19 protein-coding genes and 1 riboswitch are annotated in these 19632 nt (G+C 70.7%); of the genes, 10 read left to right on the top strand and 9 right to left on the bottom strand.

From position 1 onward, the window contains the following. Positions 1–111: 111 nt before the first annotated feature. Positions 112–1059 (bottom strand): glucosyl-3-phosphoglycerate synthase, encoded by a 948-nt coding sequence (locus ACZ60E_RS36450; protein ID WP_469446264.1) that lies wholly within the window; start codon positions 1057–1059, stop codon positions 112–114. 175 nt (positions 1060–1234) lie between these two features. Beyond that, positions 1235–1392, top strand: a riboswitch (SAM riboswitch). A gap of 15 nt (positions 1393–1407) precedes the next feature. On the opposite strand from ACZ60E_RS36450, the gene thrC reads away from it, so the two are divergent. From thrC to ACZ60E_RS36425, 5 genes are all read left to right on the top strand, one after another. After that, positions 1408–2724, top strand: coding sequence for a threonine synthase (gene thrC / locus ACZ60E_RS36445; RefSeq protein WP_469446164.1), 1317 nt, complete (start codon positions 1408–1410; stop codon positions 2722–2724). A gap of 69 nt (positions 2725–2793) precedes the next feature. Continuing rightward, the gene (locus ACZ60E_RS36440; RefSeq protein WP_210881130.1) at positions 2794–3069 is read left to right on the top strand and encodes a MoaD/ThiS family protein; all 276 of its coding nucleotides are present in this window, start codon (positions 2794–2796) and stop codon (positions 3067–3069) included. Positions 3070–3544: 475 nt separating this feature from the next. Beyond that, positions 3545–3751 (top strand): cold-shock protein, encoded by a 207-nt coding sequence (locus tag ACZ60E_RS36435; protein WP_007493268.1) that lies wholly within the window; start codon positions 3545–3547, stop codon positions 3749–3751. A gap of 402 nt (positions 3752–4153) precedes the next feature. Then, complete coding sequence (gene groL / locus ACZ60E_RS36430) at positions 4154–5782, top strand: chaperonin GroEL (RefSeq protein WP_107015329.1); 1629 nt, start codon at positions 4154–4156, stop codon at positions 5780–5782. Positions 5783–6049: 267 nt separating this feature from the next. Continuing rightward, positions 6050–7189, top strand: a complete 1140-nt coding sequence (locus ACZ60E_RS36425; protein WP_469446161.1) for an NADH:flavin oxidoreductase — start codon at positions 6050–6052, stop codon at positions 7187–7189. A 170-nt stretch (positions 7190–7359) separates the two neighbouring features. On the opposite strand, the gene ACZ60E_RS36420 is transcribed toward ACZ60E_RS36425, so the two are convergent. Beyond that, positions 7360–8295: an NmrA family NAD(P)-binding protein gene (locus ACZ60E_RS36420; protein ID WP_469446158.1), complete on the bottom strand. Its 936-nt coding sequence runs from the start codon at positions 8293–8295 to the stop codon at positions 7360–7362. A gap of 110 nt (positions 8296–8405) precedes the next feature. Here ACZ60E_RS36420 and ACZ60E_RS36415 point away from each other — a divergent pair, with 110 nt between their 5' ends. Together ACZ60E_RS36415 and ACZ60E_RS36410 are read left to right on the top strand one after the other, a co-directional pair. Next, positions 8406–8972, top strand: coding sequence for a TetR/AcrR family transcriptional regulator (locus tag ACZ60E_RS36415; protein ID WP_469446156.1), 567 nt, complete (start codon positions 8406–8408; stop codon positions 8970–8972). A 200-nt stretch (positions 8973–9172) separates the two neighbouring features. Next, positions 9173–10705, top strand: a complete 1533-nt coding sequence (locus ACZ60E_RS36410; RefSeq protein WP_469446154.1) for a subtype B tannase — start codon at positions 9173–9175, stop codon at positions 10703–10705. Between the two features lie 18 nt (positions 10706–10723). Here ACZ60E_RS36410 and ACZ60E_RS36405 read toward each other — a convergent pair whose 3' ends face one another. The 3 genes from ACZ60E_RS36405 to ACZ60E_RS36395 form a co-directional block, all read right to left on the bottom strand. Then, on the bottom strand, positions 10724–11323 hold the full coding sequence (locus ACZ60E_RS36405) for a hypothetical protein (protein ID WP_469446152.1): 600 nt from the start codon (positions 11321–11323) through the stop codon (positions 10724–10726). 238 nt (positions 11324–11561) lie between these two features. Next, entirely contained in the window at positions 11562–12527 is a 966-nt protein-coding gene (gene murQ, locus ACZ60E_RS36400; RefSeq protein ID WP_384811168.1) for an N-acetylmuramic acid 6-phosphate etherase, read from the bottom strand. A 135-nt stretch (positions 12528–12662) separates the two neighbouring features. After that, a complete protein-coding gene (locus ACZ60E_RS36395) occupies positions 12663–13580 on the bottom strand; it encodes a MurR/RpiR family transcriptional regulator (protein ID WP_210881123.1) in 918 nt (305 codons plus the stop codon). Between the two features lie 347 nt (positions 13581–13927). Between ACZ60E_RS36395 and ACZ60E_RS36390 the strand changes: the two genes are divergently transcribed. Further along, complete coding sequence (locus ACZ60E_RS36390; protein WP_385838624.1) at positions 13928–14317, top strand: hypothetical protein; 390 nt, start codon at positions 13928–13930, stop codon at positions 14315–14317. Then, positions 14314–14589: a DUF4031 domain-containing protein gene (locus ACZ60E_RS36385; protein WP_107015337.1), complete on the top strand. Its 276-nt coding sequence runs from the start codon at positions 14314–14316 to the stop codon at positions 14587–14589. Before ACZ60E_RS36390 ends, ACZ60E_RS36385 begins: the two co-directional genes overlap by 4 nt. Here ACZ60E_RS36385 and ACZ60E_RS36380 read toward each other — a convergent pair. The 3 genes from ACZ60E_RS36380 to ACZ60E_RS36370 all read right to left on the bottom strand — a co-directional run bounded on the left by ACZ60E_RS36380 (position 14578) and on the right by ACZ60E_RS36370 (position 17715). Further along, positions 14578–15657, bottom strand: a complete 1080-nt coding sequence (locus ACZ60E_RS36380) for a GNAT family N-acetyltransferase (protein ID WP_469446150.1) — start codon at positions 15655–15657, stop codon at positions 14578–14580. The genes ACZ60E_RS36385 and ACZ60E_RS36380 overlap by 12 nt on opposite strands. An 18-nt stretch (positions 15658–15675) precedes the next feature. After that, complete coding sequence (locus ACZ60E_RS36375) at positions 15676–16902, bottom strand: Cmx/CmrA family chloramphenicol efflux MFS transporter (protein ID WP_384811177.1); 1227 nt, start codon at positions 16900–16902, stop codon at positions 15676–15678. Between the two features lie 144 nt (positions 16903–17046). Next, positions 17047–17715, bottom strand: a complete 669-nt coding sequence (locus ACZ60E_RS36370; protein WP_469446148.1) for an HD domain-containing protein — start codon at positions 17713–17715, stop codon at positions 17047–17049. A gap of 140 nt (positions 17716–17855) precedes the next feature. Here ACZ60E_RS36370 and ACZ60E_RS36365 point away from each other — a divergent pair, with 140 nt between their 5' ends. Beyond that, positions 17856–18548, top strand: a complete 693-nt coding sequence (locus ACZ60E_RS36365) for a copper homeostasis protein CutC (RefSeq protein WP_469446146.1) — start codon at positions 17856–17858, stop codon at positions 18546–18548. Positions 18549–18920: 372 nt separating this feature from the next. Here the strand turns inward: ACZ60E_RS36365 and ACZ60E_RS36360 are convergent, their stop codons facing one another. Further along, positions 18921–19574 (bottom strand): TetR/AcrR family transcriptional regulator, encoded by a 654-nt coding sequence (locus ACZ60E_RS36360; protein WP_384811184.1) that lies wholly within the window; start codon positions 19572–19574, stop codon positions 18921–18923. Positions 19575–19632 lie beyond the last annotated feature (58 nt).

Below are 19632 nucleotides of genomic sequence, written 5' to 3'. Positions count from 1 at the left end.
ACAAGACTGCGCCGTTCCCCGCGCCCCTGATGGTGGCGCGGGGAACTGCGCGACCAGCCCCCACCGGGCCCGCGGACGAAGACGGTGCTCTCCGCGGAGTGGTCGGTACCGCTAAGCCGCGCGGCGCGACACGTACTCCCGGATGTCGGCCATCGGAGGACGTTCCTCCATGTCCACCGAGTACGTCCGCGGCTCGAAGCCACTTTCTCCCCGTACGAACTGCGTCAACGACGGCCGGATCATGTGCCCGCGGGCAAGCCGCAGCTGAGCGGTCCGGTAGATCGCCGCGGACATCCGCCCGAGCGCCTGCCCGTCCTGATGCCGGTGCTTGCGCACACCCACGTCGACCTGCGCGAGGGCGTCCAGGCCGACCAGGTGCAGCGAGTCGACCAGCATGCCCAGTTCCACGCCGTAGCCCACGGGGAACGGGAGCCGTTCGAGGAGCGAGCGGCGGGCCGCGTACTCCCCGCCCAGCGGCTGCACGAAGCCGGCCAGCTGCGGCCAGTGCATGTTGAGCAGCGGCCGGGCCATGAGTTCGGTGACCCGGCCCCCCTGACCCGCGGCGGAGCCCAGCGGGCGGTCGTACATCGCCTTGACGAGGTCGACCCCCGGATCCGTGAGCAGCGGACCGACGATCCCGGAGACGAAGTCCGCCGAGAACTCCTTCAGGTCCGCGTCGACGAAGGCCACGATGTCCCCGCGGGTGACGAGCAGCGAGCGCCACAGCACCTCGCCCTTGCCGGGCACGGCCGGGATGCGGGGCAGGATCTCGTCCCGGTGCACCACGCGGGCGCCCGCGGCGGCGGCGACCTCGGAGGTGCGGTCCGTCGAACCCGAGTCGATCACCACGATCTCGTCGACGAGCGGCACTCTCGCGGGCATCAACTCGCGGCGGATCACGGCGACGATCTCGCCGACGGTCTCCTCCTCGTTGAGAGCGGGCAGTACGACACTGACCGTGGAGCCCGTGGACCGCTTCGCGGCGATCAGCTTCTTGAGCGGGCGGTCCTCGACGGACCAGGAGCGCGTGCTCAGCCAGCGCTCGACGTCTTCCAGCACGTGCGGCTCTCCCTTGCGTTCATCGGGATGCGTGCGTCCCGCCGCGATGTGGACCGGTGTGACGGTCATCTCGCGGTTCGGACGGCTTTCTCCACCATCCATGCCGTCGGTTACAGTCTTGAACAACGCTGATGACCATCGCATGTCGGGGGTCGTTGCGTAGACAACTAAATACCGCTCATCCAGAGGGGCAGAGGGATACGGCCCGTTGAAGCCCCGGCAACCCTCCAGCCGGTCTCGTCCTGATCATTGTTGATCAGTGCAGCGAGGCTCCCGGCTCGGGAAGGTGCCAAATCCGTCTCATGGCGAAGTGCGTCGTGAGGAAGATGAGGAAAGGGCCTCGCCTCCATGGCTGCGCAGACAGTTGCAAGCACCACGAACTCCACCCCCTCCGCGGACTCCGCGAACGCCGTCGATCTCGGTCCGGCCGCCGCGCTCTCCTGCCGCGAATGCGGCCACCGCGTACCGCTCGGTCCGGTTTTCGCCTGCGAGGAGTGTTTCGGCCCGCTGGAGATCGCGTACGACTTCTCCGGTTACGACACCGAGGAACTCCGCAAGCGGATCGAAGCCGGTCCGGCGAACATCTGGCGGTACGCGCCGCTGCTGCCCGTCCCCGCGGACGTGGCGGACAAGCCGAACATCAACCCCGGCTGGACCAAGCTCGTCCAGGCCGACAACCTGGCGCGCGAGCTGGGCGTCGACGCCGGCAAGCTCTTCGTCAAGGACGACTCCGGCAACCCGACGCACTCCTTCAAGGACCGTGTCGTCGCCCAGGCGCTGGAGGCCGCGCGCGCGTTCGGCTTCACCACGCTCTCATGCTCCTCCACCGGCAACCTCGCGGGCGCGGTGGGCGCCGCCGCCGCGCGGGCCGGCTTCCGTTCCTGCGTGTTCATCCCGCACGACCTGGAGCAGGGCAAGGTCGTCATGGCCGCGGTCTACGGCGGCGAGCTCGTCGGCATCGAGGGCAACTACGACGACGTGAACCGCTTCTGCTCCGAGCTGATCGGCGACCCGGCCGGCGAGGGCTGGGGCTTCGTCAACGTCAACCTGCGGCCGTACTACGCGGAGGGCTCCAAGACCCTGGCGTACGAGATCTGTGAGCAGCTCGGCTGGCGGCTGCCGGACCAGCTGGTCGTGCCGATCGCCTCCGGCTCGCAGCTGACGAAGATCGACAAGGGGCTGAAGGAGCTGATCCAGCTCGGTCTCGTCGAGGACAGGCCGTACAAGATCTTCGGTGCCCAGGCCGAGGGCTGTTCGCCGGTGTCCGTCGCCTACAAGGCCGGGCACGACGTCGTACGGCCGCAGAAGCCGAACACGATCGCGAAGTCGCTGGCGATCGGCAACCCGGCGGACGGGCCGTACGTGCTCGACATCGCCCGCCGGACGGGCGGGGCCGTGGAGGACGTGAACGACGGCCAGGTCGTCGACGCGATCAAGCTGCTGGCGCGGACCGAGGGGATCTTCGCGGAGACCGCCGGCGGGGTGACGGTGGGGGTGGCGAAGAAGCTGATCGAAGCAGGTCTGCTCGATCCGACGCTGACGACTGTCGTCCTCAACACGGGGGACGGTCTGAAGACGCTGGACGCCGTCGCCTCCGACACGGGGCTGACCGCGACCATCCGTCCGAACCTCGACTCCTTCCATGAGGCCGGGCTCGGTTCCTGATCGCTGTCGCAGTTCCCCGCGCCCCCGAAGAAGGGGCGCAGTACCACAGCCCTACCTGATGGAGGTCCCGTGAGCGTCAACGTCCGTATCCCCACCATTCTGCGTACCTACACGGGTGGCCAGGCCGAAGTGGCCGCCGAAGGGGCGACCCTCGCCGAGGTCATCGCCGATCTGGAGAAGAACCACACCGGTATCGCGGCCCGTGTCCTGGACGACCAGGGCAAGCTGCGGCGGTTCGTCAACGTGTACGTGAACGACGACGACGTCCGCTTCGAGCAGGGTCTTGAGACGGCCACGCCGGACGGCGTCGGGGTCTCGATCATCCCGGCGGTCGCCGGAGGCTGAGCGCCCCGCACGGCGTCCCGTCCGGGGCCCGCTCGGCGCCGCTGATCATTACCCTTGGTAATGTCGAACACGCAGAGTTCATCGAATTGCCCTCTCCGCGACTGAAGCGGAGGGGGCAATTCTGTATGGTTGAGCGCGGTACAGTTGGGGAAGCTGCTTCGCTTCGCAAGGTCGGCGCATATGAGTTCGCGCCCGGGGCCCGACAAGAAGCAGCCAAAGTAACTGGTCCTTTTGAGCCGTTTATGGCATTTACCGGGCCCGACTTGCCCTGAATCTGCGTAAATCCTTCACATATTTCCGATCATCCGTGCCCGGAATTCTCGTCGGATTGACCTGTTGCAGACGGCAGTTGGACGGATACATTCAGCCGCGGTCGACGCGTTCCGGCGCACACCCCCAACCGTTGGGGGGTGAGGTCTGACCCGGATCCGCGAAGTGCGGGTCTGTGCAAGGGCCAGTAATAGGGGAGTTAGGCATGGCTCAGGGCACCGTCAAATGGTTCAACGCGGAGAAGGGGTACGGCTTCATCGCGGTCGACGGTGGTGCGGATGTATTCGTCCACTACAGCGCGATTCAGATGGACGGCTACCGCACCCTGGAAGAGGGTCAGCGGGTCGATTTTGAGATCTCGCAGGGCCAGAAGGGGCCGCAGGCGGACATGGTCCGACTGGCGACCGGCTGAAGCACGCGCCGACTTACTGCAGCGACGTTCTTCTTCCGAAGGGCTCGTACCTCCCGGGTACGGGCCCTTCGGCATGCCGGCGACCCGGGCGCGGGCCCTTCGGCATGCCGGCGCCGGAGTCGTGCGCGGGGCGTTCGGGGGTCGCGCGTGCGCCCCATGGTCATCGAGCGCCCTCTCCCCTCACCCCCTCCCACCTGCGGATCATTGAGAGACGCTTGCACTCGCATGGGTCGAGTGCTAATCATTGGCGTTAGCACTCTGCAGGTGAGAGTGACAACGAGGATCGGGTCAGTGAGGCCCGCAGACCGGGTGGGGCAAGGAACCACGAGGTCTGCAGGCCGTCCGTCGCGGGCGCGGGCGCGGTCCTGGAGATTCCACCCCAGTCCGGGAGGACCACTTCACATGGCCAAGATCATCGCGTTCGACGAGGAGGCACGGCGCGGTCTCGAGCGCGGGATGAACCAGCTCGCCGACGCCGTCAAGGTCACCCTTGGCCCCAAGGGCCGCAACGTCGTCCTAGAGAAGAAGTGGGGCGCCCCCACGATCACCAACGATGGTGTTTCCATCGCCAAGGAGATCGAGCTTGAGGACCCGTACGAGAAGATCGGCGCAGAGCTGGTCAAGGAAGTCGCCAAGAAGACGGACGACGTCGCCGGCGACGGAACGACCACGGCGACCGTGCTCGCCCAGGCGCTGGTCCGCGAGGGTCTGCGCAACGTAGCCGCCGGCGCCAACCCGATGGCCCTCAAGCGCGGTATCGAGAAGGCCGTCGAGGCCGTCTCCGGTGCCCTTCTCGAGCAGGCCAAGGATGTCGAGACCAAGGAGCAGATCGCTTCCACGGCCTCCATCTCCGCCGCCGACACCCAGATCGGCGAGCTCATCGCCGAGGCGATGGACAAGGTCGGCAAGGAAGGCGTCATCACCGTCGAGGAGTCGCAGACCTTCGGTCTTGAGCTTGAGCTCACCGAGGGCATGCGCTTCGACAAGGGCTACATCTCGGCGTACTTCGCCACCGACATGGAGCGTATGGAGGCCGTCCTCGACGACCCGTACATCCTGATCGCCAACTCGAAGATCGCCAACGTCAAGGACCTGCTCCCGCTCCTCGAGAAGGTCATGCAGGGCGGCAAGCCGCTGCTGATCATCGCCGAGGACGTCGAGGGAGAGGCGCTGTCGACGCTGGTCGTCAACAAGATCCGTGGCACCTTCAAGTCCGTCGCCGTCAAGGCTCCGGGCTTCGGTGACCGCCGCAAGGCCATGCTCGGCGACATCGCCATCCTCACGGGCGGCGAGGTCATCTCCGAGGAGGTCGGCCTGAAGCTGGAGAACGCGGGTCTGGACCTGCTGGGCCGTGCCCGCAAGGTCGTCATCACCAAGGACGAGACCACGATCGTGGACGGCTCCGGCTCCGCCGACCAGGTCCAGGGCCGGGTCAACCAGATCCGTGCCGAGATCGAGAACTCGGACTCGGACTACGACCGCGAGAAGCTCCAGGAGCGCCTGGCGAAGCTGGCCGGCGGCGTGGCCGTCATCAAGGCCGGTGCCGCCACCGAGGTCGAGCTCAAGGAGCGCAAGCACCGCATCGAGGACGCCGTTCGCAACGCGAAGGCGGCCGTCGAGGAGGGCATCGTCGCCGGTGGTGGCGTGGCTCTGCTCCAGGCTTCCTCGGTGTTCGAGAAGCTCGAGCTCACGGGTGACGAGGCGACCGGCGCGAACGCCGTGAAGCTCGCCCTGGAGGCCCCGCTCAAGCAGATCGCCGTCAACGGTGGTCTCGAGGGTGGCGTCATCGTCGAGAAGGTCCGCAACCTGCCCGTCGGTCACGGCCTCAACGCCGCGACCGGTGAGTACGTGGACATGATCGCCGAAGGCATCATCGACCCGGCGAAGGTCACGCGCTCTGCCCTGCAGAACGCCGCCTCCATCGCCGCGCTGTTCCTCACCACCGAGGCCGTCATCGCCGACAAGCCGGAGAAGGCTTCGGCCGGCGCCGGCGCCGGTGGCGGCATGCCGGGCGGTGACATGGACTTCTGATCCGGAAACGGATCGGCGGTCCACCGCCGCGGCACCGCTTCACCACAGTTGTACGAACCGAGGGCGGCACCCCATTCCAGGGGTGCCGCCCTCGGGCGTTCCCGGGGTCGTGCCCGGGGCTGCTTCCGGGGTCACGCCGGGATCGTGTCCGGGGTCACAGGGGTGGGTGGGGGCGGAGGAATGCATCGGGCGCCGGGATGGTTGTCCGGGGAGTTATCCATGCGTATGCACATACCCGACGGGATGTGCAATCCCCTCCCTCCCCCCATGAGGAGCCCCCACGTGACTGTCGCCCCCTCCGCCTCCCGCGCCGCCGAGGTCCTTTCCCGGCCCGTCGCCCTCAACGGCCTGACCGTTCCGAACCGGATCGCGATGGCGCCGATGACCCGGCAGTTCTCGCCGGGCGGAGTACCGGGGGAGGACGTGGCGTCGTACTACGCGCGCCGAGCCGCCGCCGGTGTCGGCCTCATCGTCACCGAGGGCACGTACGTGGACCACGAGTCCGCCGGGAACAGCGACCGGGTGCCGCGGTTCCACGGCGAGGAGCAGCTCGCGGGATGGGCGAAGGTCGCCGCGGACGTGCACGCGGCGGGCGGGACGATCGTGCCGCAGCTCTGGCACATCGGCATGGTGCGCTCCGCCGGGGAGCCGCCGTACGCGGACGCGCCCGCGGTCGGCCCGTCCGGCCTGCGCATGGACGGCACCGCCGGCCAGGGCAAGGAGATGACCCAGGCCGACCTCGACGACGTCATCCAGGCCTTCGCCGACGCCGCCGCCGACGCCGAGCGCATCGGCTTCGACGGGGTCGAACTGCACGGCGCGCACGGCTATCTGCTCGACCAGTTCCTGTGGGCGGGCACCAACCGCCGCACGGACGGATACGGCGGGGACCTCGTAGCCCGTACGAAGTTCGCCGCGGAGATCGTGGCCGCGGTGCGGGCGGTAGTCTCGCCTGCCTTCCCTGTCCTCTTCCGCTACTCGCAGTGGAAGCAGGACGTGTACAAGGCGCGCCTGGCGGAGACCCCGGCGGAGCTTGAATCCCTGCTCGCGCCCCTGGCCGCGGCCGGAGTGGACGCCTTCCACGCGTCGACGCGGCGCTACTGGCTGCCGGAGTTCGACGGCTCCGAGCTGAACCTGGCCGGCTGGACGAAGAAGCTCACCGGCAAGCCCGTCATCACCGTCGGCTCGGTCGGCCTCGACGGGGACTTCCTCAAGGGCTTCCGTGGTGAGGGTGCGCCGGTCAAGGGCCTCGACGATCTGCTCGACCGGCTGGAGAACGAGGAGTTCGACATGATCGCGGTCGGCCGCGCGCTGCTCCAGGACCCGGAATGGGCCGTGAAGGTACTGGGCGGACGGTTCGGGGAACTGGCCGCGTTCGACGCGGTGGCGCTGCGCTCGCTCAGCTGAGTCTCGGGCGGGGGCGCCTTCGACTGCGGGTCGGTGGGGGCGGGCCCAAAGGATTGCGCAGTTCCCCGCGCCCCTTGGTGCCTAGGGGCCTAGGGGCGCGGGGAACTGCGCGAAGGGGGCGAGGGGGCGGAGCCCCCATGCGTGGACGACGGGGGAGGGTGGGGGCGGGGTCAGGTCGTCGGGGTCAGGTGTTGGGTTGTCCACCGTTCGAAGGGGGTCAGCTCGATTCCGAGGTCGCGGGCGTACTGGGGACGGCCCGGCTGACCCACCACGTTCAGCCGCTCGTGCGAGGCACCCATCGCCGGCATGCCCGCGGCCAGCGCCTGCTCCTCCGTCATGTCCGGCGCGGGCAGGTGCGTACCCAGTGCCAGGGAGAGGATCTCGGCGATCCGCGCCATCGACAGGTAGTCGCTGGCCAGTTCCAGCTCGACGCGGTCGAACCGTTCCGGCGCGGCGACGGCCGCGGCTGCCGCCGTGCCGATGTCGTCCACGGCGGCGAGCGACAGGTGGGTCGTGGGCTTGAGCACGCTCACGATGCCGCCTTCGACCCCGCGCGGGAACAGGAACCGCATGGAGGGGAGGAAGTTCTCCATGAAGAAGCCCGGCTTGAGCAGCGTCCAGCGGGGGAAGCCCGCCTCGCGGAGCCGGTCCTGGATCTCCCGCTTGGCTTCCAGCGTGGCCGCCGTCGATGCCCACCGGCCCTCGGCCCAGCCGGGGTCCTCGGTGTGCTGACCCGCACCGCTGACGGAGGTGTGCACGAACTGCGGCACCCCGGCCGCCCTGGCGCCCTCGATGAGGTTGACGCCCTGCCGCACCTCCCCGTCGAAGTCGAAGCCGTCCTCCGTGAGGCCGGGCATCTGTACGGAGAAGACCGCGCGGACGCCTTCCGCCGCGCGCGTCACGGAGTCGCGGTCGTGGAGATCGCCGGTGACCAGCTCCGCGCCGAGCGCCTCGACGGCCTTGGCGCGGGCCGTGGCCGGGTCGCGTACCAGCGCCCGTACGGGAATCCCCGCCGTGAGCAGGGCGCGGGCGGTGGCGCCGCCCTGTCTGCCGGTGGCGCCCGTGACCAGGACGGGTGCGGAGTCTGAGCCGGTGTTCTTGGGCATGCGGATGCTCCTCGGAGGCGCTGACGCAGCAAAACGGCGGGGCCCGCCGTTTCCTCTTCGCCTAAGATATGGCGGGGCCCGCCGTTTGACAAAGCACGAGGTGAGATCCGATGCCCGACCATCAGCGCGCCGACGCCAGGCGCAACTACGCGCGCATCCTCGCGGTGGCCGAGGAAGAGGTCGCCGCGCACGGGGCGGACGCGTCCCTGGAGCAGATCGCGCGCACGGCGGGGGTCGGGTCCGCCACGGTCCGCCGGCACTTCCCGACGCGCCGCGCGCTGCTGGAGGCGGTGTCGCGGACGCGGATCGAGGCGCTCTGCGTGCGCGCCGAGGAGCTGACGGACCAGGGCGACAGCAGGGATGCCCTGCTGGAGTGGATGGGCGATGTCGTCGCCTACTGCGTCTCCGCGCGCGGGCTGGCCGCCGCGCTGACGTACGACGGCTCTCCGGCCGACCCGATGCACGAGAACTCGTGCTCGCGGTCGCTGGAGGAGGCGGGCGGCCCACTGCTCCACCGCGCCGCGCGGGACGGCGCGGTGGCGACGGGCGTCACGGTCGCCGACCTGATCACGCTCGCGGTAGGCATCGTGCTGGCCACGGAACACCACCCGAACCCGGCGGCGGAGGCGGACCGCTTGTTCCGCTTGACGGCGGCGGGGCTGAGCCCGCTGGGGTAGGGCGATGGGCCGTGCGGATTTGCGTCAAAATTGCTGACAATTTTGTGGGCGATTCGTTCGGTATGGCGGTGGAGCAGGCAGGACGTGGGCTTTCGGGGTGGTGGCCGGTTCCCTTTGGTGTCGTCGGAGGGGCAGGGAAGTCCTCAGGAACGGCTGGTGCACTGGGTGCTTCGAGCCGTGCTTGAGGACAGGAGACGGACGTGAAGCGCAGAGCAGTGGTCATGGGGGCAACCGCGGCGACGGTGGGGACGGCGGTGGGGTTCGGTTCCGGGGCGCGGGCCGCCGCCTCGCAGGACCGGCGGGCCGGGGCGGGGGGCTCGGCGGATCTCGTCTTCGATCCTGACGCCTACGCCGAGTCGACCCTCACCGTCGAGGACACCGGCGGCGTCGCCCACGAGGTCGTGTACCGCTTCTACAAGGTCGCCTCCTACGTGGCCGCGCCGGTCGACGCGGCCTACCAGTCCCTGAACGTCAGCGTGCCGGTGCGGATCGACGGCACGGCCGTCGACGCCACGGACGCGCCGATCCTCCTCGCCAACGGCATCGGCGGCTACATGCCGTCGTCCGTGGCGAACAACACCGGCATCGTCGCCTCCGGGATGGGCGGCGGAACCAGCCGCCAGGCGCTCGCGCTGGCCGCCGGGTACGTCGTCGTGGAGCCCGGCGCCCGCGGTCGTACGCTCGTCGACGCCTCCGGGGTCTACTACGGGACGGCACCGGCCGTCATCGTCGACCTGAAGGCCGCCGTGCGGTACCTGAAGTTCAACAGGGGCCGCGTCCCCGGCGACGTACGGCGGATCGTCTCGTCCGGTGTCAGCGCGGGCGGGGCGCTGTCCGCGCTGCTCGGCGCGTCCGGGGACAGTCCGCTCTACGAGCCGTACCTGAAGGCGATCGGTGCGGCCGACACGAGCGACGCGATCTTCGCCGCCGGTGCGTGGTGCCCGATCATCGACCTCGAACACGCCGACATGGCGTACGAGTGGTGCTGGGGCGCCAACCCGCTGAGCGGCGGCGCGCAGGTCGATCCGACCGTCTCGGGGGAGCTGAGGGCCGCGTACGCCGAGCACCTGGCCACGCTCGGGCTGCGGGCGAAGGGCTTCGGTGCCCTCACCGCGCGCAACCTGGACGCGTACCTGCTGAAGACACATCTGGAGCCGTCGGCCACGCGGTACCTGGCGGCGCTGCCGGACGCGGACCGGGCCGCCTATCTCGACGCGAATCCCTTCATCACCTGGTCCGGAGGTGGTGTGTCCGGTGGCGGCTCGGGTGGGCGGGCCGCCTTTTCCTGGGACGGATTCCTCACGCACGTGGGCGCCCGGAAGAAGAACGCGCCGTCGTTCGACGGCTTCACCCTGGCCACCCCCGAGAACAACCTGTTCGGCACGGGGACCACGAAGGCCCGGCACTTCACGCTCTACAGCCTGCGGCACGAGAGCGGTGACAGTGCGCGCCTGGACGCCGACATCCCCGCCAAGCTCGACCTGATGAACCCGATGCACCACCTCGTCGAGGACCTCAACCGCGACCGGGCGAAGCACTGGTGGATACGCCTCGGCACCAAGGACACCGACACCTCACTCTCGATAGCCGGCAACCTCTCTGCCCGTCTCACGAGCCTGGGTGACGACGTCGACACCGCGTACTACTGGGACGCGGGGCACGGGGCCGACCAGGATCCGGGTGCCTTCGTCGAGTGGATCGGGGAGGTCTCGGGCCACCGGCCCCGGCGTTAGTTCCGGCTCCGTCCGGCGCTAGAGGTTTCCCATCGGTTCGATGTCGACCTTCACCGGCGTGCCCCAGACGCGCAGCACCTCGTAGTCCGTGAACTCGTGGACCAGCCGGTACGCCATGCTCGGGCGGGGGGTGCGGCGCTGTGCGGCGAGATACAGCTCGGCCTCCTGCTTGTCGCGGCGGGGCGTGCCGCACAGCTGCCAGGCCTGGCCGGTCCACATCTCCGGCAGCCAGCGCTGCTGGGGCTGGGGCCGGTCGCCCCGGACGCCGTAACGGGACGTGGTGCGCTCGGAGTTCTCGTCCGGGGCCGTCGGGCGGCCCTGCGGGTAGGAGTCCTGGAACGAGTTGTTGACGTTCGAGCGGCGCGCGAGGCGGCGGCGGGTCTCGCAGAGCAGGCACAGGTCGGGGGCGTCCTCGTCCACCGGGCCCGTGGGGTGTTCCGCGCAGCGGGTGGTGGGGGCCGCGGTGGTGACGGTCTCGTCCAGGAGGTCCAGGGCGCGCTTCAGATCCGCCTTCACCTCGTGGAGCTTGGCGTCGGGCATCTCGGTGGAGAGGGCGTCTCCGTGCTCGCCCAGCACGCGGAGGGCTCTGCCCAGGGCGGTCAGTTGCGCGTGGTTCACGGCTCTTGGGGTCCCTTCCGATTGGCTTCACGGCTTTATCAGCGTCGCATGTGGTACTGACAGTGTGGGGTGTGGAGTGTGGAGTGTGGAGTGGTTGTCGGGTGCGGGTCCGTGGGGGCTGGTCGCGCCGTTCCCCGCGCCCCTTAGGGGCGAAAGGATTGCGCCGTTCCCCGCGCCCCTGACGGAAAAAGACTGCGCCGTTCCCCGCGCCCCTATGAGCGCCCCTCGAAGCGGGACGTCACGGGCGGTGGGTTGTTGCCAGGGCTTCGCGTAGGTGGCCGTTCGTTGTTTTGAGGAGGTGGGCGGCCGTGGGGGCGTCCACGGTGCCCAGGATCGTGAGGATGGCGTTCTTGACCTCGCCGTCCGTCGCGGCCAGCGCCGCCTCGATCTCCTCGTCGGACGCACCCGTGGCGAGCGCGACGATCCGGCGGGAACGCGCCCGCAGCTTCTCGTTCGAGGCGCGTACGTCGACCATCAGGTTCCCGTACGTCTTGCCCAGGCGGATCATCGTGATCGTCGAGAGCATGTTCAGGACGAGCTTCTGCGCCGTGCCCGCCTTCAGCCGGGTGGAGCCCGTCAGCAGTTCGGGGCCCACCACGACCTCGATGCCGTGCTCCGCCGCTGCCGCCAGCGCGCTGTCCGCGTTGCAGGACAGGCCGACCGTGAGGGCGCCGAGTGCGCGGGCGTGCTCGACCGCCCCGATCGCGTACGGGGTGCGGCCCGAGGCGGAGACGCCGACGACCGTGTCGTCCGCCGTGAGGCCGAGCGCGGACAGGTCCTCGACGGCCAGCTCCGCGGAGTCCTCCGCCCCCTCGGCCGACGTCGTCATCGCGGCCGGACCGCCCGCGATCAGGCCGACGACCTCCGCCGGGTCCGTGTTGAACGTCGGCGGGCACTCCGACGCGTCCAGCACGCCGAGCCGTCCGGCGGTGCCGGCGCCGGCGTAGACGAGCCGGCCGCCGCGCCCCATCCGCTCCGCGATCGCGTCGATCGCGGCCGCGATGTTCGGCAGCTGCGCGGCGACGGCGGTCGGCACGGTGGCGTCCTCGCCGTTCATGATCTTCGCGATGTCCAGCGTCGGCAGTCGGTCGATGTCGGAGTGCTCGGGGCGGAACGCCTCCGTGGTCAGGCCCTCCAACTCGGCCCGCACACTGCGGTACTCGGAGGGCGAGGGGGCGTCGGTGGCGTCGGCGCTTGAGGTCATGTACGGCGACTCTTTCTGGTGCGGGTGCGTTGAGGGGTGTGGGTGGGTTGAGGGGCGCGGGGCTGTGTCGTACATGCGGATCCGCCGCGTGGGCGCGATCGGTCCCACCGGCCCGCGGACGAACCCCGGCCCTCCCTACCGCGGCGTACTCCGATGACGGTGGGCCAACGCCTCGTACGACGCGGACAGCGCCGGCGCCGCCGTCTCGTACGTCCGCTGGGCGACACCGATGAACAGGCAGTCCACCACCAGCAGTTGGCTCGTCCGGGACGACATCGCCGCCGGCCGCAACTCGCTCTCCCGGGCCGTGGACGTGGTCAGGATGTGATCCGCGTACTGGGTCACGGGCCCGTCCGGCCGGCCCGTGATCGCGATCGTCGTGGCCCCGTGCTCGAACGCGACCCGCAACGGCTCGATGACGTCGCCGGTCGCCCCGGAGTGCGTGATCGCGATCGCCACGTCCTTGGCCCGCAACTGCACGGCGTTGGTCACGGCGAGATGCGGGTCGTTGTGGGCGTGGGCTATCAGCCCGATACGCAGCAGCTTCTGAGTGAGGTCCTGGGCGACGAGCCCGGACGCGCCGACGCCGTACACGTCGATACGGCGGGCCGCCGCGAGCGCGCCGACCGCCGCGCCCAACTGGACCGTGTCCAGTGCGGCGGCGGTGTCGGCGAGCGTCTGCTGCTCGTCGTACGCCAGCTTGGCGACGACGTCCGCGATCGGGTCGTCGACCGCGATGTCGGCGGTCACGGCGGGCGCGCGGCCCGACTGCTGCTGGGCGGCGAGTCCGGCGAGGGCGAGGCGCAGGTCGCGGTAGCCGGGGTAGCCGAGGAGGCGGGCCGTGCGGACGACCGTCGCTTCGCTGGTGCCGGTCAGTTCCGCGAGGCCCGTGACCGTGAGGGCCGCGCAGCCTGCGGGGTCTTGGGCCACGGCCTCTGCCACTCGCTGCATGGAGCGGGTCATCGAGGGGGCCAGGGTGCGGACCTTTGCGGCGAGGGCTGCGGGGGGTGGCGGGGGTTCGCCCGCGAAAATTTCCTTCACTTCTTGGGTCACGTATGAAAGATATTTTCGGGTGGGGGGAGGGTCAAGGGGTGGGGTGTCGGGTGCGGGTCCTTGGGGCTGGTCGCGCCGTTCCCCGCGCCCCTTGAAAGACTGCGCCGTTCCCCGCGCCCCTGAAGACGAAAGACTGCGCCGTTCCCCGCGGTCCTGGTGGGTGGGTGCTGCGCCGTTGTTCGTGCGGCTCACCGATTGCGCAGTTCCCCGCGCCCCTGAAGACAACGGACTGCGCCGTTCGCCGCGCCCCTAAAGGCAAAAGACTGCGCCGTTCCCCGCGCCCCTGAGGGACCCGCGCCCCTGAAGGGCCCGCCGTCCCGGGAGATCTGCTGGCGCACAATGGGTGTATGGAATCATCCGTCGCTCCGCTCGAACGGGCTCTTCATGCGGCTCGGGCTCTTGTTATTGCTGATCTTGTGGCGGGGGAGGTCGCCGAGGCCGATGTCGTGTCGATGGTCGAGGAGTCCGTCGTGCAGCGGCGGTGGTGGGTGGAGCAGTGGCCCGAGGGTGTGGAGTACGTGGCCGGGCTGGTCGCCCAGGACGTACAGGACGCGCTGTTGGAGACGTACGGGCGCTGGCCGCTCTGTCCCGTCTGCGGTGACGGCGATCCGCACGCCCTGGAAGTGGAGCCGGAGCTGGGGCCCGACCCGCACTGGGTGTGTCACAAGGCCGGTGTGAGCGTCGCCCCGGTGGGCGCGCTGGGCCCGGCGCTGGGAAGCGGAGCGAGTTCTTCGTGACCGTCTACATCGACCCGCCCGACTGGCCGGGGCACGGGCGCATGTGGTCCCACCTGGTGAGTGACGTGTCGTTCGACGAGCTGCACGCGTTCGCGCGGCGGCTGGGCGCCCCCGCCCGCGCCTTCGAGCGCGACCACTACGACATCCCCTCGCACCGGTACGAGGACGCCGTACGGGAGGGCGCGGTGCAGGTCCGCAGCCGCGAGGTCGTACGCATCCTGCACGCGTCCGGGCTGCGCAGGCCGAAGGGGCGACCGGGCTCAGCCGCGTAGCTCGTACGCGTACTGCTCGCCGTCGTCGTCCACCGTGCCCACCCGGGTGAAGCCCGCGCGTGAGATCACGACCTGGGAAGGGGAGTTGGTGCGGTCCACCGTCGCGAGCAGGTAGGAGACGTCCTCGCGGGCGAGCGCCAGGGCGGACATGGCGCGCAGGGCCTCGGTGGCGTAACCGTTGCCGCGGGCCGATACCGCCAGGTCGTAGCCGACCTCGGCGCGGCCCTCGTCGTCCGGGGCGCCGTGGAAGCCCATGCCGCCGACCGCGCGGCCGTCCGCACGCCGTACGAGGACGAACATGCCCCACTCGGGGCGGTGCACCCCGGCCTCGTACGCCTTGACGACCATGCTGGCTGCGTCGCGTGTCCCCTGGAAGGGGCCGCCCTCGATCCACTCGAAGCCGCCGGTGCCACCCGCGGTGAGGTCGGCGGCGGCTGCGGGGGTGACGCCCTGGAGGGTGAGGCGTTCGGCCGGTATGACGAGGTTGTTGCTCCACCGCCAGGTGGTGAGGGGCGCCCGGCCGGGCAGTTCGCCGCGGCCCGTGGCCCACAGGAGGGTCCGCCAGTGGTCGGGGCCGGGTTCGGGGCGTACGCGCGGGAAGATCCGGGTCAGTACGTCGGCGCAGAGCGCGGCCGGCGGCTCGTACGCGATGCCCAGGCCCTCCGCGATGTCGTGCGTGTGCAGGAGTACTTCGGCGACACCCATCGCGGCGAAGCCCTCACGGTTCGCGCTGCGGAAGGGGTACGGGTGGAAGGCCCGCGCCTCCCGCGGGGTGGTCCGCACGGCGGCGGCGAGGAGGGCGCCGGTCGCCTCGACGACCTGGAGGACGTCCTCGGGGTTCTCGCACTCCTCGAAGGTGATGTCGAAGGGTACGTAGCGGTCGGCGGGGCGGCCCGCCAGCTGGCCCGCGTACGCGATGAGGTCCGACGCGATGTGCTCCGCCGTCCTGCGGCAGCTCCATTCGAGGCGGCCCGCCTCGACGTCCCAGTCCCGGTCGACCGCGCCCCGCAGGGCCGTCACCGCACCCGAGACGGCCTCTTCCACCTGGTCCCCACCCATGGCTCGCATGCCGGTGAGGATAGGTGATCAGTTCGCGGAGCGGTCGGTAATTTTGGCCGCCCCGACCTCGGTCCGGGGTGCGGCCCCGGTGACCACCCGCGACGGTGTCGCGCGCCGGTACAGGCGCAGCGAGATCGCCGTCAGTACGCCCGCCGTGACGGTCAGGGCCGCTCCCGCCCAGGCGGGGGAGGCGAAGCCGAGGCCCGCGTCGATGGCGGCGCCGCCGATCCAGGGGCCGCCGGTGTTGCCGAGGTTGAAGGCGGCCGTGGTGGTCGCGGCGGCCAGGGTGGGGGCGGCGGTCGCGACGTTGAACAGCCGGGCGTTGAGCGCCGGGGCGGTGTAGAAGGCGGAGACGCCGAGGAGGAAGGCGAGGACGGCCGCCGCGACGGCGTACTGGGCGAGCAGGGCCAGCGTCACGAGCAGGACCGTCGAGGCCGCGATGCCGGACAGCAGGACCCCGAAGAGGTGCGCGTCCGCGATCCGGCCGCCGATTGTCGTCCCGATGAGCGCGCCGATCCCGAACAGCGCGAGCACCGCCGGCACCCAGCCCTCGTCGAGCCCGGCCACGTCCGTGAGCAGCGGGGCGAGATAGCTGAACGCGCAGAACACCCCGCCCGCGGAGAACGCGATCAGCGAGATCGTGAGCCAGACCTGCCGGTCGCGGTAGATCCGCAGCTCGTTCCTGAGCCGCGGCTTCTCGTCGGGGAGCGGGATACGGGGGATGAGGGTGGCCACTCCGACGAGCGCGACCGCGCTGGCCGCGCCGACCGCCCAGAACGCCGAGCGCCAGCCGAGACTCTCACCGAGGAAGGCGCCCGCCGGGACGCCGAGGACGTTCGCGATCGACAGGCCGCCGATCATCACGGCGAGCGCGCGGGCACGGGCGTTCACCGGGACCATGGCGACGGCGACGGCCGCGCCGACCGCCCAGAAGCCGGCGCAGGCCAGCGCGCTCACGACCCGGGACACGAAGAGCACGGTGTAGTTCGGGGCGAGGGCGCCCGCGATCTGGCCGAGGCCGAAGACGCTGATGAGCGCGATGAGGGTGGTGCGGCGGGGCAGCCGGAGTGTGGCCACTGCCAGCAGGGGCGCTCCGACGACCATGCCGACCGCGAAGGCGGATATCAGCAGGCCCGCGCGCGGAATGGACACGTGCATGTCGTCCGCGACCGCGGGCAGCAGCCCGGAGAGCATGAACTCGCTGGTGCCCAGGGCGAAGACGGAGAGCCCGAGGATGTAGACGGCCAGGGGCATGGGCGCGGGCTTGGCCGTGGCTGTGGCTTTGGTCGTGGTCTCGGACGGTGGCGTGCGGGCGGGCGTGGGTGAGCCGGAGCTCGTGGGGACGGGCATATCAAGTGCCAACCTCGACGGTGGACAGCCCATTCCACCGGGTGGGGTTCAGGCCGTCAACAGGGTCAGCTCGCTCGTCAGGTTGTGCCGGGCCGGGCCCTCCCATTCCCTTGTCCCGTAAGGGGTGTGGAAGAGGCGCGGCAGATCGAGGAGCTGGCGCAGGATCGCCGCGCGGCCCTCACGGAACGCGTCCGGGGGCACGAAGGAGTACTCCTCGCGGACCGCTGCCGCGTAGGCGGCGTACGCGTCCGGCGGCGAGGCGAGGATCGCGAGGTCGGCGTCGCACAGGACCTGGCCGTTCGGGTCGTCGACGGCCGGGTCGTGTGTGATGGTCAGCCGGACGAGACGGGCGACCTCGGCCGTGGCGGCGGCGGAGAGGCCGGCTTCGGGGAGCGCGCGCTCGGCGAGCCGGGCGGAGCGTTCCTCGTTCTCGGAGCGGTCGGGGAGGTAGACCGCGTCGTGGAACCACGCGGCCAGCCGGACCAGATCCGGGTCGTCCGCGGCCTTCTCCAGCACGTCGACGTGGTCCAGCACCGCCGTGAGGTGATCGAGGGTGTGGTACCGCCGCTGGGGCTCCGACCAGCGGGTGAGGAGGTTGTCGGCGTAGGCCTCCGGCGAGGGGGCGGGGGTGGTGCGGGTGGGGGCGGGGGTCTGCGTTCCACGGGTTCGGTGGAGCGTGTGGGACCAGCGGGTGCGCAGGGCGTCGGGGTCGGCCATGCGGTCCATTGTCCGCCCCGGTGTTCGCCCTGGTGTCCGCCCCGGTGTCTGCCCCCGGTTCGCCGACGGCGGTCGCGTAGGCTGAGTATTGGACTAGACCTGTAGCCCGTCATCCTTAGCCGCCCGAGGGAAGAGGTCCTATGAGCAAGCGTGCAGTCCTGGAGGTGATCGCCCTCGACATCGAGGACGCGGTCGCCGCCGAGGCCGGAGGCGCGGACCGGCTGGAACTCGTCACCGACATGGCCGCCGACGGGCTCACCCCGCCGGTCGAGACCTTCGCCGGGATCCGGGCCGCCGTCGGCATCTCGCTGCGCGTCATGCTGCGTCTGGCGGACGGTTTCGCAGCCGGGGACGTACGGGAACTCGTACGGGCGGCACGGGAGCTGCGGGCGGCCGGGGCGGACGAGTTCGTGCTCGGGTTCCTGGACGGGAACGGGGAGCCCGATCTGGCCACGCTGGAGTCCGTGCTCGCCGAACTCGACGGCTGCGGGTGGACGTTCCACCGGGCGATCGACCGGGCGGCCGACCGGGACGCGCTGCGCAAGCGGCTGTCCGACCTTCCCGGGCTCGACACGTATCTCACGGCGGGAGCCGTGGGAGGCGTGGACGAAGGGCTGCCGACGTTGCTCGCGGAGGCGGGGCGGCGGGGGGAGGCGGGGTACGAGCCTCAGCTCCTCGTGGGCGGGGGGTTGCGTCTCGACCATGTCGCTCGGCTGCGGGCGGGGGGTGTGGACGCGTTCCACATCGGGGGTGCGGCGCGGGTGGGGGGTTGGGCGGGGGTGGTGTCCGCGGCGGCGGTTCGTGAGTGGCGCTCCGCGCTGGATGCGGGGTAGTTGGCGCCGCGTTGCTTCTGCGGGTCGGTGGGGGCTGGTTGCGCCGTTCCCCGCGCCCCTTGAGGGGCGAAGGTTGCGCCGATCCCTGCGGCCGTCGGGGGGGTGGGGGGGCAAGGATTGCGCCGTTCCCCGCGCCCCTGAATGCCGAAGGCCGAGGGTTGTGCCGTTCCCTGCGGCCCTCGGGGGGTGGGGGCCAAAGATTGCGCCGTTCCCCGCGCCCCTGAAGGGGGAAGGCCGAGGGTGCGCCGTTCTCCGCGGGCCTCGGGGGGTGGGGGGCAAGGATTGCGCAGTTCCCCGCGCCCCTAAAGGCAAAAGACTGCGCCGTTCCCCGCGCCCCTGAGGGGTAAAGGTCAACGCCGGTCTGTGTGGGGGTCAGGGGGTGACCGGGTCTCCCACCGTTCCTCCTGTGGCTTCTCGGACCGCGTGGGCCAGGCGTTGGGGGGCGTCGGCGAACTGGGCGGGGTCCGCGCCGTCCAGGAGGGCCGCGCCGATCTCCTCGTTGAGGACGCGGATCGCGGCGGAGGCGGCCGCGGCGTGCAGGCGTACCTGGAGGTCGGTGGCCGGGCGGCCCAGCCGCTTCGCGATGATCCCGGCCATCTCGCGCTCCACCTGGTCGCAGGCCATCAGCCAGGCGGTCCGCAGGGCGGGCTCCGTGTCGGCGAGCCGGATCATGCGGATCGCGAGCCCGTTGTCGGCCAGTTCGACGGCACTGGACTCACGCTGGAACCGGAGCGCCTCCGTACTGAAGCGCTCTTCGAGCGAGAGCTCGGCGGGCCAGTCGCGCAGTGTGCTCATCTCCCATTCCACCCCCTGCGTGACGATGGGTTCCGCGCAGCTCTCCTTGCTGCGGAAGTGACGCCAGATGGTGCGGGTGGACAGGCCCACCGCCTCGGCGATCTGGTCACCGCTGGTGGCGTCCACTCCCTGTTCCCAGAACAGCCGGGACGCCTCCCGGGAGATCTCCAGGCGCAGCCGGTGGCGCCGCTGCTCACTCATGCCGCTCCTGCCGCGCTTGGCGGTCTCCATGCGGGTCACCTCCGCTCGTGTCCGTGTGTCTCTGTCCGCGACGGCTGTCCGTGACGCC

The sequence above is a fragment of the Streptomyces sp. NPDC102514 genome (assembly GCF_055584525.1).
The sequence above is the reverse complement of the archived record's forward strand: the minus strand, read 5'-3'. Positions and strand labels throughout refer to the sequence as shown.

What these genes read in the sequence shown, in the direction of transcription:
- thrC (WP_469446164.1), top strand. Translation starts at nt 1,408, where the DNA reads ATGGCTGCGCAGACAGTTGCAAGCACCACGAACTCCACCCCCTCCGCG.
- ACZ60E_RS36435 (WP_007493268.1), top strand. Translation starts at nt 3,545, where the DNA reads ATGGCTCAGGGCACCGTCAAATGGTTCAACGCGGAGAAGGGGTACGGC.
- groL (WP_107015329.1), top strand. Translation starts at nt 4,154, where the DNA reads ATGGCCAAGATCATCGCGTTCGACGAGGAGGCACGGCGCGGTCTCGAG.
- ACZ60E_RS36425 (WP_469446161.1), top strand. Translation starts at nt 6,050, where the DNA reads ATGAGGAGCCCCCACGTGACTGTCGCCCCCTCCGCCTCCCGCGCCGCC.
- ACZ60E_RS36420 (WP_469446158.1), bottom strand. Translation starts at nt 8,295, where the DNA reads ATGCCCAAGAACACCGGCTCAGACTCCGCACCCGTCCTGGTCACGGGC.
- ACZ60E_RS36415 (WP_469446156.1), top strand. Translation starts at nt 8,406, where the DNA reads ATGCCCGACCATCAGCGCGCCGACGCCAGGCGCAACTACGCGCGCATC.
- murQ (WP_384811168.1), bottom strand. Translation starts at nt 12,527, where the DNA reads ATGACCTCAAGCGCCGACGCCACCGACGCCCCCTCGCCCTCCGAGTAC.
- ACZ60E_RS36390 (WP_385838624.1), top strand. Translation starts at nt 13,928, where the DNA reads ATGGAATCATCCGTCGCTCCGCTCGAACGGGCTCTTCATGCGGCTCGG.
- ACZ60E_RS36380 (WP_469446150.1), bottom strand. Translation starts at nt 15,657, where the DNA reads ATGCGAGCCATGGGTGGGGACCAGGTGGAAGAGGCCGTCTCGGGTGCG.
- ACZ60E_RS36375 (WP_384811177.1), bottom strand. Translation starts at nt 16,902, where the DNA reads ATGCCCCTGGCCGTCTACATCCTCGGGCTCTCCGTCTTCGCCCTGGGC.
- ACZ60E_RS36370 (WP_469446148.1), bottom strand. Translation starts at nt 17,715, where the DNA reads ATGGCCGACCCCGACGCCCTGCGCACCCGCTGGTCCCACACGCTCCAC.
- ACZ60E_RS36365 (WP_469446146.1), top strand. Translation starts at nt 17,856, where the DNA reads ATGAGCAAGCGTGCAGTCCTGGAGGTGATCGCCCTCGACATCGAGGAC.
- ACZ60E_RS36360 (WP_384811184.1), bottom strand. Translation starts at nt 19,574, where the DNA reads ATGGAGACCGCCAAGCGCGGCAGGAGCGGCATGAGTGAGCAGCGGCGC.